The organism is Klebsiella sp. CD33 (assembly GCF_051992865.1).
GTDB classification, from domain to species: Bacteria; Pseudomonadota; Gammaproteobacteria; order Enterobacterales; family Enterobacteriaceae; genus Klebsiella; species Klebsiella pneumoniae.
Window position 1 is genome coordinate 3452169 of sequence record NZ_CP197023.1, and the last position, 12946, is coordinate 3465114.

Annotated in this window: 11 protein-coding genes and 1 pseudogene; 6 read left to right on the forward strand and 6 right to left on the reverse strand. The window is 55.7% G+C overall.

The window, feature by feature from the left end; genetic code table 11:
- Nucleotides 1-106: 106 nt before the first annotated feature.
- A complete protein-coding gene (locus ACR809_RS17075) occupies nucleotides 107-1699 on the reverse strand; it encodes an ABC-F family ATPase (RefSeq protein ID WP_002895876.1) in 1593 nt (530 codons plus the stop codon).
- 48 nt (nucleotides 1700-1747) lie between these two features.
- Here ACR809_RS17075 and ACR809_RS17080 point away from each other — a divergent pair.
- Nucleotides 1748-2663: pseudogene (locus ACR809_RS17080) on the forward strand (tyrosine-protein phosphatase).
- 200 nt (nucleotides 2664-2863) lie between these two features.
- Nucleotides 2864-3778, forward strand: coding sequence for a L,D-transpeptidase (ldtB, locus tag ACR809_RS17085; RefSeq protein ID WP_002895871.1), 915 nt, complete (start codon nucleotides 2864-2866; stop codon nucleotides 3776-3778).
- A 144-nt stretch (nucleotides 3779-3922) separates the two neighbouring features.
- Here the strand turns inward: ldtB and ACR809_RS17090 are convergent, their stop codons facing one another.
- From ACR809_RS17090 to mntR, 4 genes are all read right to left on the reverse strand, one after another.
- The gene (locus ACR809_RS17090; protein ID WP_004151705.1) at nucleotides 3923-4639 is read right to left on the reverse strand and encodes a GntR family transcriptional regulator; all 717 of its coding nucleotides are present in this window, start codon (nucleotides 4637-4639) and stop codon (nucleotides 3923-3925) included.
- Nucleotides 4640-4707: 68 nt separating this feature from the next.
- Nucleotides 4708-6084: a glycoside hydrolase family 1 protein gene (locus ACR809_RS17095; RefSeq protein WP_122051450.1), complete on the reverse strand. Its 1377-nt coding sequence runs from the start codon at nucleotides 6082-6084 to the stop codon at nucleotides 4708-4710.
- Nucleotides 6085-6253: 169 nt separating this feature from the next.
- Nucleotides 6254-7366, reverse strand: coding sequence for an anion transporter (locus tag ACR809_RS17100; protein WP_004179117.1), 1113 nt, complete (start codon nucleotides 7364-7366; stop codon nucleotides 6254-6256).
- Nucleotides 7363-7836: a manganese-binding transcriptional regulator MntR gene (mntR, locus tag ACR809_RS17105; RefSeq protein ID WP_004176765.1), complete on the reverse strand. Its 474-nt coding sequence runs from the start codon at nucleotides 7834-7836 to the stop codon at nucleotides 7363-7365. The genes ACR809_RS17100 and mntR overlap by 4 nt, the downstream gene beginning before the upstream one ends.
- A gap of 185 nt (nucleotides 7837-8021) precedes the next feature.
- Here mntR and mntS point away from each other — a divergent pair, with 185 nt between their 5' ends.
- Both mntS and ACR809_RS17115 read left to right on the forward strand, forming a co-directional pair.
- A complete protein-coding gene (gene mntS / locus ACR809_RS17110) occupies nucleotides 8022-8147 on the forward strand; it encodes a manganase accumulation protein MntS (protein ID WP_002895851.1) in 126 nt (41 codons plus the stop codon).
- A 268-nt stretch (nucleotides 8148-8415) separates the two neighbouring features.
- The gene (locus ACR809_RS17115) at nucleotides 8416-9996 is read left to right on the forward strand and encodes a phosphoethanolamine transferase (protein WP_095123862.1); all 1581 of its coding nucleotides are present in this window, start codon (nucleotides 8416-8418) and stop codon (nucleotides 9994-9996) included.
- A 90-nt stretch (nucleotides 9997-10086) separates the two neighbouring features.
- Here ACR809_RS17115 and ompX read toward each other — a convergent pair whose 3' ends face one another.
- Nucleotides 10087-10599, reverse strand: a complete 513-nt coding sequence (gene ompX, locus ACR809_RS17120) for an outer membrane protein OmpX (RefSeq protein WP_002895845.1) — start codon at nucleotides 10597-10599, stop codon at nucleotides 10087-10089.
- A gap of 351 nt (nucleotides 10600-10950) precedes the next feature.
- Between ompX and rhtA the strand changes: the two genes are divergently transcribed.
- Nucleotides 10951-11838, forward strand: coding sequence for a threonine/homoserine exporter RhtA (gene rhtA, locus ACR809_RS17125; RefSeq protein ID WP_002895842.1), 888 nt, complete (start codon nucleotides 10951-10953; stop codon nucleotides 11836-11838).
- A 237-nt stretch (nucleotides 11839-12075) separates the two neighbouring features.
- On the forward strand, nucleotides 12076-12579 hold the full coding sequence (gene dps / locus ACR809_RS17130) for a DNA starvation/stationary phase protection protein Dps (RefSeq protein ID WP_002895841.1): 504 nt from the start codon (nucleotides 12076-12078) through the stop codon (nucleotides 12577-12579).
- Nucleotides 12580-12946: the final 367 nt, after the last annotated feature.

The following is a 12946-nucleotide window of genomic DNA, read 5'->3' on the forward strand; positions in this document are numbered from 1 at the left end:
GGTGGTCTAGAAATCCCCGGTGGCGCTATCGCTTACCGGGGCTACAGCACTATGCGGTTTGGTAGCCCGGGTAAGGCGTAGCCGCTACCCGGGTAACGGACAGGGATTACTCGATACCTTTGCTGCGCAGGTAGTCTTCGTAGTTGCCGCTGAAGTCGATCACGCGGTCCGGAGTGATCTCCAGGACGCGGGTCGCCAGCGAGCTGACAAACTCACGGTCGTGGGAGACAAAGATCAGGGTGCCCTGATACATCTCCAGCGCCATGTTCAGCGATTCAATCGACTCCATATCCAGGTGGTTGGTCGGTTCGTCCATCACCAGGATGTTTGGCTTCTGCATCATCAGCTTACCGAACAGCATGCGCCCTTTCTCGCCACCGGAAAGCACCTTCGCCGGCTTTTTGATATCGTCCTGGCTAAACAGCAGACGGCCGAGGATGCTGCGTACTGCCTGTTCGTCGTCGCCTTCCTGCTTCCACTGGCTCATCCATTCGAAGACCGTCAGGTCGTTTTCGAACTCGTACTCATGGTCCTGCGCGTAGTAGCCGATTTGCGCGTTTTCAGACCATTTCACGCTGCCGTTGTCCGGCTGCAGTTCGCCTACCAGGGTTTTCAGCATGGTGGATTTACCCACGCCGTTGGCGCCCAGAATGGCGATCTTTTCGCCCACTTCCAGCAGCAGGTTGACGTTTTTGAACAGCGGACCTTCATCAAAGCCTTTGGTAAGGGCTTCCACTTCCAGCGCGTTACGGAACAGTTTCTTATCCTGCTCGAAGCGGATAAATGGGTTCTGACGGCTGGAGGCTTTAACCTCTTCCAGCTTGATTTTGTCAATCTGGCGCGCGCGCGAGGTGGCCTGACGCGATTTAGAGGCGTTGGCGCTGAAGCGGCTAACGAAGGACTGCAGGTCCGCAATCTGCGCTTTTTTCTTGGCGTTGTCCGCCAGCAGACGCTCACGCGCCTGGGTGGCCGCGGTCATGTATTCGTCGTAGTTGCCCGGATACACGCGCAGCTCGCCGTAGTCGAGATCCGCCATGTGGGTGCAGACCATGTTCAGGAAGTGACGGTCGTGCGAAATGATAATCATGGTGCTGTCGCGATCGTTCAGCGTCTGCTCCAGCCAGCGAATGGTGTCGATGTCCAGGTTGTTGGTCGGTTCATCGAGCAGCAGGATATCCGGATTGGAAAACAGCGCCTGCGCCAGCAGGACGCGCAGCTTCCAGCCCGGCGCGACTTCGCTCATCGGGCCATAATGCTGTTCAACCGGAATGCCGACGCCGAGCAGCAGTTCGCCGGCGCGCGCTTCCGCCGAGTAGCCGTCCATTTCGCCATATTTGACTTCCAGGTCGGCCACTTTGTAGCCATCTTCTTCGCTCATCTCAGCGAGGGCGTAGATGCGATCGCGCTCCTGCTTCACTTCCCACAGCTCGCCGTGGCCCATGATGACCGTATCCAGCACGGTGAACGCTTCAAAGGCGAACTGATCCTGACGCAGCTTACCGATGCGCTCGTTCGGGTCGAGAGAAACGTTGCCCAGCGTCGGTTCGAGATCGCCGCCGAGGATCTTCATAAAGGTCGATTTACCGCTGCCGTTGGCGCCGATCAGACCATAACGGTTGCCGCCGCCAAATTTAACGGAGATATTTTCGAACAGCGGCTTACTGCCAAACTGCATGGTAACGTTGCTGGATACTAGCACGGGGATATCCTGAAAAAAGAGTATGAGGGGTGTGATACAGCAGACATTATGCCAGCAAATGACACACTTTTCACGGCCTGCGGTAAATTCCACCGCGGCGCTTGTGCTAAGGTCTTTGTCAGATGAGCCGGAAACCCGCGCTCAAACGGTTATTCTGTACGTATTTATAAGGAGTCCCATGACCAGCAGCCTATCGCGACACCCGGCTTTTTTATCCCTGCAGGGCGGCATCAATTTTCGCGACCTGGGCGGCCAGCTTGCCGCCGACGGACGCCGCGTCCGCAGCGGCAAGCTATTGCGATCCGGCGCGCTAAACCGGTTAACGGCGGAGGATCTCAACCACCTCGATACTTTGCCGCTCAGCCGGGTGCTCGACTATCGCGACCCCGGAGAGGTAGCCCGTACTCCGGACAAGCTTAGCCCGCTTACCCATTATCTCAACGCGCCGGCCAATCCGCCGGTGAGCGAGGTAAATGCGAAGGTCACCGAGCTGAATGCCGCCACCCTTAACGCGCTGAACGGCGAGCAGTTTATGCTGCAACTCTATCGTCAGCTGCCGTTTAACAACCCGGCCTATCGCCAGCTCGCCGCCTGGCTGACCACGCCTTTTGAAGGCGCTTTACTGCAACACTGCGCGGTCGGCAAAGATCGCACCGGCGTCGGCTGCGCGTTAACGCTGTTCGCCGTCGGCTGCGACAGCGAAACGGTAATGGAGGAGTATCTCCTTACCCACGGCATGCTGACGCAGGTGGAGGCCTGGATGTTGGAGCTGCTCGGCAACGACCTCACTGCCCAGGGGCGCCAAAGCCTGGCGGATATTCTGACGGTAAAAGAGTCCTATCTCGCCGCCGCGCTGTCGGCTATTCACCAGCGCTATGGCACCGTCGACGCCTGGCTGGCGGCAGAGTACCAGCTTACGGCGCCGGTTCGCGCCGCGCTGCAGGCCCGGCTGCTGGAAGAGTAACCGCCCGTTACCCGCGCGGCGAGCGATGCTTCGGCCGCCTGCCGGACCGCGGCAGCCGAGGCGACAGGGAAAAAAATGTGATTTCGTACACATCTGATTTACCTGTTCAGCGGAATGCACATATAATGCGCTCCCATCTACTGTCTCAATCATTAACAAAGGCCTGTGTGGCGTTGATTTCGCACACGACATTAAAGACTATGAAATTATCTACACTCTTAGCGGCAGCCTTCGCCATCGTAGGCTTTTGCAATACAGCGTCTGCTGTCACCTATCCTTTGCCAACCGATGGCAGCCGTTTGGTTGGTCAGAATCAGGTCATTACCATTCCGGATGATAACAAACAGCCGCTGGAATACTTCGCGGCGAAATATCAGATGGGGCTTTCCAACATGCTGGAAGCCAACCCGGGGGTGGATACTTACCTGCCGAAGGGCGGTAGCGTCCTGAACATCCCTCAGCAGTTGATTCTGCCGGATACCGTGCATGAAGGGATCATTATCAACAGCGCGGAAATGCGTCTGTATTACTACCCGAAAGGCACCAATACCGTGATCGTTCTGCCGATCGGCATCGGCCAGTTAGGTAAAGATACGCCGATCAACTGGACCACCAAAGTCGAACGCAAGAAGGCCGGCCCGACCTGGACACCGACCGCCAAAATGCATGCTGAATACGCCGCCGCCGGCAACCCGCTGCCAGCCGTCGTACCGGCCGGTCCGGATAACCCGATGGGGCTGTACGCGCTGTATATCGGCCGTCTGTACGCCATCCACGGCACCAACGCTAACTTCGGTATCGGCCTGCGCGTGAGCCACGGCTGCGTGCGTCTGCGTAACGATGACATCAAATTCCTGTTTGAGAACGTGCCGGTCGGCACCCGCGTACAGTTTATCGATGAGCCGGTAAAAGCGACCACCGAGCCGGACGGCAGCCGTTACATCGAGGTGCACAACCCGCTGTCGACCACCGAAGCGCAGTTCCAGGGCGGCGAGATCGTGCCGATCACCCTGACTCAGCCGGTACAGGCAGTTACCAGCCAGTCTGATGTCGATCAGAACGTGGTTGAGCAGGCTATCCAGAACCGCTCCGGTATGCCGGTGCGTCTGAACTAAGTTGTGCATGACAAGAAAAACGGCGGGCCTGATGCCCGCCGTTTTTTATCGGCATTTTCCCTCGAGGCGGCTAACGCTCGCCCGGGCTACCAAACCCTATCACGCCGTAACCCCGCTATGCGCAGCGCCAGCAGGAGCCCCGGCCTAGCCGTTATTCACCAGAATAATCCCGCCGTGATCGTAGCGATAATGGCAGTGGGCGTACTCCAGCGGCGTGCCATCCTCCAGATAGATAACCTGCTCCACCTCCAGCACCGGATCGGTCGGTTCGCAGTGAAGATGCTGTTTATCCAGTTCCCCGGGCTTCATCGCCCGCACCACGCGGTAAGATCCCATCAGCTTCAGCCCCAGCGTCTCCTGCACATAGCGAAACACGGAACCTTCCAGATGGCTTTTGGTTAACCCCGGCACCAGCCCCACCGGCATGACCGTCAGATCCAGCGATACCGGCTCGCCGTTGAGCAGCCGCAGGCGAACAAAGTCATACACCGGGGCATCGGCGTCGATAAGCAGCGAACTTTGCTCCTTGTCGCTGGGAAAGCGCACCGCAAAGCGCACCACTTCGCTTTGCACCTCGCCAAGATGCTCCCAGGTTTTGGTGGCGCCGAAATAGTCGCTGCCGGGCAGCTCCCACTGCGACAGCTGAAGGAAATTTTTCCGCACAAAGGTGCCCTGCCCTTTTCGGGTATAGATCAGCCCTTCGACGATTAACTGGCGCATCGCCTGCTGGATGGTCATCCGACTGGTGCTGAACTCCGCCGCCAGCGCAAACTGGTCGGGTAGCGGCGCGCTGGCAGGATACTGCTGGCTGATGATGCGTTTTTTTATTTCCCGCGCGATTTGCAGATACTTCGCCGTCATTTCCCGGTCCTTATCCATTCAGTGAGTGGCTGGCAGGCTGGATACACCATCTGACCGCCAGGGCAGCGTTACATCGCTTCGCCGTTGCTGCGGAACACCTGCTTCAACCATGCATAGCTCTTCTTCGGCACCCGCCGCAGGTCCTTGAGGTCATGGTTTTCGCGATTGACGTACACCACGCCATAGCGCTTACGCATATCGCCCTGTGAGCTCAGGATATCGATTAATCCCCAGCCGAGATAGCCGATCACCTGCGCCCCATCCTCAAAGATGGCCGCTTTCATGGCGTTGATATGGTCGCGATGGTAAGCGATGCGGTAATCGTCGGCAATGGGATGTTCGCCGTCCCAGGACTCAATCACCCCGATGCCGTTTTCAATCGGGAACACCGGCAGGCGCCAGTCGTTATAGTAACGAGTGATGATCGTCCGGAAGCCCAGCGGATCAATCTGCCAGTTCCATTCCGTCGCTTTCAGGAACGGGTTATCCTGGTTGCCAAACAGCATATAGTTGTTGACCGCCGTTCCCGGCGGGATCGCGTCGCTGTTCAATGTGCGGCTGGCGTAATAGCTGAACGCCAGATAATCGACCCTCACCGTCGCCATCAGGGCGAGATCCTCCGGACGATAGATATCATCGAACCCTTCCGCGGCGACAAAATGCATCACCTCCGGGCTATAACCCTCACCCGCGTAGGCGCGCAGCAGGTTCTGGTTTAAGAACTCATCCAGCTGCTGGGCGCAGAGGATATCGCGTGGTTTGCAGGTAGCCGGATAAACCAGAGCGTGAGCCAGCATTCCGCCCATCAGACACTGCGGCTTCGTCTGGTGCAGATAGTGAGTTAGATGGACGTGCGCCATCATCACATGATGCTGGATCAGATACAGTTCGCGCAGGGTCTTCTCTCCCTGCAGATAGCCGGAAATCATAAACGCTTCCGGCGAATGGTACAGATTCTGCTCATTAAAGGTGAGCCAATATTTCACCTTGTCGCCATAGCAGGCGATCATCTTCTGGCCGTAGCGGATAAAAGCGTCCATCACCCTGCGGTCGGTAAAACCGTTGTAGCGCTCCGCCAGCGACAGCGGCATATCGAAGTGGTACAGGCAGATCATCGGCTCAATGCCGCGGGCGATCAGTTCATCTATAAATTGATGGTAGAAGGCGATCCCCTGTTCATTGAATTCGCCATCTCCGTCAGGGCACACCCGGCTCCAGGCGATCTGAAAACGGTAGCAGTTCATGCCCAAATCCTGCATCAGATCGAAATCTTCCCGATAACGATGATAAGAGTCGGTCGCCACCTTCCAGTCGGAGGCGAACTCCGCCGGTTGACGGATATCATACACCGACATCCCCTTGCCATCCTCGTTCCACGCCCCCTCCGTCTGCATGCTGGAGACGGAATTTCCCCATAAAAAATCTGCCGGTAGTCTGTTCTTCATGCTGCGCCTCGGTATATGACTAGTCATTTAAACGTAATGACTAGTCATATACCGGAAAGTGAAAAGGTAAGCAAAGGCCGGGATCGGTTTCTGTGAGCCGGACAAAAAAAGATCGCCCCGAAAGGCGATCCTGGCGATCGATGTGAATGATGGCGCGATTCTGTTGAGATCAGGCGCTGAGTTTGAAGAGCAAGTAGCCGCTGAGTGCCGCCCATAGCAGCATTGGAATGGAGTAGAGATGGAAGCGCCACCAGATGCGCCGATCGCTGGCCATACGCAGGGCGATAATATTGGCCAGCGAGCCCGGCAGCAGGCCAAAGCCGCCCACGTTAACCGCCCAGGCGAGCAGTATCGACGGCGGGACATAGTTGAGCAACAGAATAGTCGAGGGCACATTACTGATCACCTGCGACAGGCCAATAGCGGTCAGCCACAGTCCACCGCCGGAGAGGGTCCCCACCCCGCTCAGCACCTGGTGCAGCGCCGGAAGCTGGGTCAGCAGATGGACGTCAATAAACATCACCATAAACACCAGCAACAGCGACCAGTCGACATGGACGATCACCGCCCGGGCCAGCACCAGGAAGCCCAGCAGCACCAGCGCCAGCCCCCACAGGGCCTGATTCATCTCCAGCGCCGTCAGAAACACCACATACAGTCCCAGACAGCTCCAGACGAGCTTAGGTTGCCATGACGGCGCCCTGTCGCTGCTCTGGTAACTTAGCCGCTTCGCCGGAAAACAGAACCAGCACAGCGCCAGCAGGGTCAGCATCATCGCCGCTGCCAGAGGCAGCATCTGACCGATAAACCCGAAGAAAGAGAGGCCGGATCGTCCCCACAGCAAAATATTCTGCGGGTTGCCGATCGGCGTCAGCAGCGAACCGGCGTTCACCGCCAACGCTTCGAAAATAATCAGCCGGTTCACCGGGATGGCGCACCATTTTTTTAGCGTCAGCGTCAACGGCACCACAATAAACAGCGCAACGTCGTTGGTAAGAAAGGTAGACAACAGCGCCGCCGCCAGCACCATAAAGATGGCCAGCTGGCGCTCAGTCACAAAGCGGCGGGCCATTTTTCGGCCCAGCACGTCAAAATAGCCGCTCAGTTCGATCCCCTTAGTCAACAACATCAGGCCGCTAAGCGTGACGATGGTATGCCAGTCAATGGCCGCCGGCCAGCTTGCCGGGACAAACGGCACGATGGCGCTGAGCACACAGGCGATAATCAGCAGCAAATGGAGAAAACGATCGCGCAGCAGCGACTGGACGAAGGGAAGAGTCATGCTTCCTGAGATCCCTGTGTTTGGGTAAATTTCAGGAACATCGCCAGCGTCTCTTCGCTCACGTGATGCTCCATCCCTTCCGCATCACGTCGGGCAATCTCCGGGCTGACGCCGATCGCCAGCAGGAAGTTCTCCACGATTTGATGGCGCTCGCGGCTCTCCTGGGCTAGCTTCTCACCTTCCGGGGTTAAGAAGATCCCGCGCCAGGGGATCTGTTCAATAAGACCGACGCTGGCCAGGCGTTTGAGCATTTTAGCGACCGTCGGTTGCGAAACGCCAAGACGCGCGGCCATATCCACCTGGCGCGCCTCGCCCACTTCGTTGATCAGATCGGAGATCAGCTCCACATAGTCATCGATCAGCTCGCGGCGATGCGCTTCCCGCACCTGGCGAAACCCTTCCACGTGCTCTTCAACATTCACTAACTGCGTCACTTTTTTTGTTATTGGCTTACCTGCGCGACGGTTCATTGTGCTTCCTCATTCGTGTGACGCGTCAAGCATCGTATAAAAAGATCCACATTGTAATGGATTGCGCCAAGAGCACAAAAAATTAACGTTTTAGCCATAGCTATAAAATATAGCCTGTGCTATATCTGTATATAATGCAAACATCCATCAGGGAATGACGGAGCGAACTGGCAGGAGGAGAGCAGATGAATGAATTCAAGAGGTGCATAAACGTGTTTAGCCATTCACCCTTTAAAGTACGATTAATGCTGATCGGTATGCTGTGCGAGATGATCAACGGTAAACCGCAGCAGGGCAAACCCAATTCCTAAGGCGGCGTCGCGGTACGCCGCTTCATTTTTCTGTCATTTTCTGCCGGTAAAATGACCGGTTCCCCCCGTTTCCCTGACCTTTTTTCAAGTTTTGTAAGCGCCCTCGCAAAACAATCTGTTATGTCTGGTTGACCTTACCATTTACAAGCCCTATCTTTGCACAGCCCTGCCACATTCGCGGCTCGCAGAGACCCTCTTCACGCACTGTCCAGCAGGTTTTACCCCTTGACGCCAGGGGATGCGCATGGCCTCTTTTTGATTGTTTACTATGAATGTCACCACCCTGAAAGATACGCTGGTCGCCCGCCGACTGGCACTGAACCCATGGACGGGATTCTACTTTTTACAGTCGCTGTTAATTAACCTGGCGCTGGGCTATGAATTTAGCCTGCTTTATACCGTGGCATTTACCTGCGTGTTACATCTGCTGTGGCGCGCCTTTCCGCGCGTCCAGAAAGCGGTGGTCGGCGCCTATTCCCTGCTGGCGGCTCTGTACTATCCCTTTGGCCAGGCCTACGGTGCCCCCAACTTCAACACTCTGCTGGCGCTGCACGCCACCAACGTGGAAGAGTCTACGGAAATCCTGACCATCTTCCCGTGGTACAACTATCTGCTGGCGGTCTTCATTTTCGCACTGGGGATCATTGCGGTCCGCCGCAGGATCGTTGAGCCCTCCCGCTGGGGAAAAATGGATACGCTGGGCCTGTTGTTCAGCATCGGGATCTTCTTTCTCCAGCCGGTGCAAAACCTTGCCTGGGGCGGTGTATTCAAGGTGATTGACACCGGTTATCCGGCCTTTCGTTTTGTCAAAGACGTGGTGGTGAATAACAACGAGGTGCTGGACGAACAGGCGCGGATGGCGCAGCTGGCTGGCATGAAAGACAGCTGGCACGTGCTGGCGGTAAAGCCAAAATACCATCTCTATGTGGTGGTGATCGGTGAAAGCGCGCGCCGCGATGCCCTCGGCGCTTTCGGTGGCCATTGGGACAACACGCCGTTTGCCAGCTCGGTAAACGGTTATCTGTTTAACAATTACATCGCCGCCAGCGGCTCAACGCAGAAATCGCTCGGCCTGACGCTTAACCGGGTGGTCGATGGCAAACCACAGTATCAGGATAACTTTGTCACCCTCGCCAACCGCGCCGGTTTCCAGACCTGGTGGTTCTCCAACCAGGGGCAAATTGGCGAGTACGACACCGCTATCGCCAGCATCGCCAAACGGGCGGATGAAGTACAGTTCCTGAAAAACGGCGATTTCGAAGCCAATAAAAACACCCAGGACGAGCAGTTGCTGAAGCTGACCGAGCAGGTGCTCTCAACCCAGCGTACCCAGCCGCAGCTGATTGTCCTGCACCTGATGGGCTCTCACCCACAGGCCTGCGATCGGACCAAGGGCAAATACACGGTTTTCGTTCAGTCGAAAGAGACCTCATGCTACCTCTACAGCATGACGCAGACCGATTCGCTGCTGGCTAAGCTTTATCATCAGTTGCAAAATTCCGGTGACACTTTTTCCCTGACCTATTTTTCCGATCATGGTCTGGCGTTCAAGGAGCGGGGCAAAGAGGTGCAGTATCTGGCGCATGATGATAAGTTCCAGCAGAACTTCCAGGTGCCGTTTATGGTGCTATCCAGCGATGACAAAGCGCATAAAGTGATTAAGGCGCAGCGTTCGGCGAATGATTTCCTCAGTTTCTTCTCCCAGTGGACCGGGATCCAGGCGGCGGAAATCACCCCACGCTATCGGTTTATCTCTGAGCAAAAGGCCGGTCCGGTGTACATCACCAACTTCCAGCTGCAGAAGGTGGACTACGCTCACCTCGGTACCGATGAGTTCACAGTCAATTAATTGCGCCGGCCCGGCCAGTCGCCCGGGCCGGCCGTCAGCAGGCAAAAAAAATCCGCCCCGAGAGGCGGATTTTTCATATCACCGGAGTGATTAGAAGCGGTAACCCACGCCAGCAATCCAGGTGCCGACGTCAACGTTACGAATACGAGACTGCTCGTAGGAGAAGTCCAGAGCAACGTTTTCGATCGGGTTGAACTGCAGACCAGCACCGTAGGAGAAACCGTAGTCGCTCATATCGGATTTATGAGGGTAGTTGTTGTTCTGGAATTTACCGTAACCAACACCCACTACGCCGTAGATGCTTGCCCAGTCGTTCAGACGGTAAGCCGGACCAGCGGTGATGCCGTAGTACTGACCTTTGTTGTAAGTACCGTTGCTGTTGTTATCCTTCTCGGTGTAGGTGAAGGAACCGATAACGCCCAGCGGGTTGTTATCTTGCTCGTAACGGTATTTCAGGTTGAAACCGCCAGCTTTGTTCGCTTTACCCTGCATGTCGCTCTGCGCGTAACCGCCGGTTACGGTAGAAGTTGCAGCAAATGCAGTGGTACCTACGGATGCAGCCAGAACAACGGCCAGTGCTGAAAGACGTGCAATTTTATTCATAACCACCTCAAATGTGTTTCTAATAAGTCCTAAGCCTTAAATATATCAAAAACTTTTGGGAAACTCTTTGGAGTTTACATTGTCTAACATACTTTTTCATGTAACCAAAAGTTTCCATATTTCTGTAACAATATGGAAAACAACAATTTTTGGCGTTAACTTACATCTTAACGCTCATTAAGAAATTCGCAAGCATCCAGATTAATCCTAACCGCCTGGTGAATTTCTCAGCAGTTTTCGCCATTGTACTGTTTTTGCCCCTGTTTTTTTCAACATTAGCTCAACCGCCGGCAGGTAATTCCAGTACACTGGAACTTTTACCCCTTTTGACAAAACCTGACAGGAGAAAGGATGCCCGGTCCATCCAGAAAAGCGGCGGCATGGTTGCCGATACTGGTGATTTTAGTCGCCATGACCTCGATTCAAAGCGGCGCATCGCTTGCTAAATCGCTGTTCCCGGTGGTCGGCGCCCCGGGCGTCACCGCCCTGCGTCTGGCGCTGGGAACGCTGATTCTGGTGGTGGTGTTCAAGCCATGGCGGCTACGTTTCTCCCCGGCGCAGCGCGTGCCGCTGCTACTGTACGGCCTGGCGCTCGGGGCGATGAACTATCTCTTTTATTTATCCCTGCAGCGTATTCCGCTCGGCGTGGCGGTGGCCCTGGAGTTTACCGGCCCGCTGGCGGTGGCGCTGTTTGGTTCGCGCCGCCCGCTGGATTTTGTCTGGGTGGCGCTGGCGATCCTCGGACTATGGTATCTTCTGCCGCTGGGGCAGAACGTGGCGCAGGTCGATTTAACCGGCGCGCTGTTCGCCCTCGGCGCCGGGGCGTGCTGGGCGGTCTATATTCTGACCGGACAGCGTGCCGGTGAAGAGCATGGTCCAGCCACGGTAGCGATGGGGTCGCTCATCGCCTCGCTGGTGTTTGTGCCGTTAGGCATGGCGCAGGCCACCGATACGCTGTGGCAGTGGTCGCTGCTGCCGCTGGGTTTGGGGATCGCGATTCTCTCTACCGCGCTGCCCTACTCCCTCGAGATGATGGCCCTGACGCGCTTGCCGACGCGCACCTTCGGCACGCTGATGAGCCTTGAGCCAGCGTTAGCCGCCCTCTCCGGTATGATCTTCCTCGGTGAAACGCTGAAGCTCTCCCAGACCCTGGCGCTCGGCGCGATCATTATCGCCTCGATGGGCGCCACGCTGACGATGCAACGGCAGAGTAAAGTCGAGCAGGTCGATATCAATTAACATTCTGTTACGGCGCCGGCCCGAGAGAAATCCGAGCCGTTCAGCCAAATATAAATAGCTGATATTTAAATATTTTTAAAATAACCAACCACTTTGCGCTATCGGAGTGATATAGCCTGCCGATGCCTCACTCTTGAAAACCCTTGCTATACTTATTTCCGAAGTCATTTGGGACAACGCTCCACATCATTCAGATCTGAAGTGTGATGAGCATCAATATCAAGAGGATATGAAACGATGAGTACCGCAAAACTGGTTAAATCAAAAGCGTCTAATCTGGTCTATACCCGCAACGATGTCGCTGACAGCGAAAAGAAAGCGACCATTGAGCTGTTGAATCGCCAGGTGATCCAGTTCATTGACCTGTCACTTATCACCAAGCAGGCACACTGGAATATGCGCGGTGCGAACTTTATCGCCGTGCACGAAATGCTGGATGGCTTCCGTACCGCGCTGACCGAACATCTGGACACCATGGCCGAGCGCGCGGTGCAGCTGGGCGGCGTCGCCCTGGGTACCACTCAGGTCATTAACAGCAAAACCCCGCTGCAGAGCTACCCGCTGGACATCCATCACGTTCAGGATCACCTGAAAGCCCTGGCTGACCGCTACGCGGTAGTGGCGAACGATGTGCGTAAGGCGATCGACGAAGCAAAAGACGAAGACACTGCAGATATCTTCACCGCGGCTTCCCGCGATCTGGATAAATTCCTGTGGTTCATTGAAGCCAACATTGAGTAAGGCTTTGCCGCCGGCCCAGCGCGGTCGGCGGCGCCACAGCGTTTCTCCCTGCCCTATATTCCATCCTTTGCTTTTCATCCCCCACTGGCCTTGCACCGTTTCAGGGCACCAGATTGATGAAAATGCGCGCAAAAGTAAAAAGATTGTAATAATCACCTCACACAATCGTTACGTCGAGATTGTTTTCCCATCAGGGTTTGCGCTAAAAATGGGCTGGTAATTCAGCACCCTTATGACGCACCAAAATGACGCCCCACCATGGTGCAGTCACTGCCTGAAATGATCGATCTTGTGCAACGACTTACGCTTCGTTTGTTGAAAAACAACAGCTTGTAAAAGTGGCACGATTTTTTCATTAGGCTAGTCG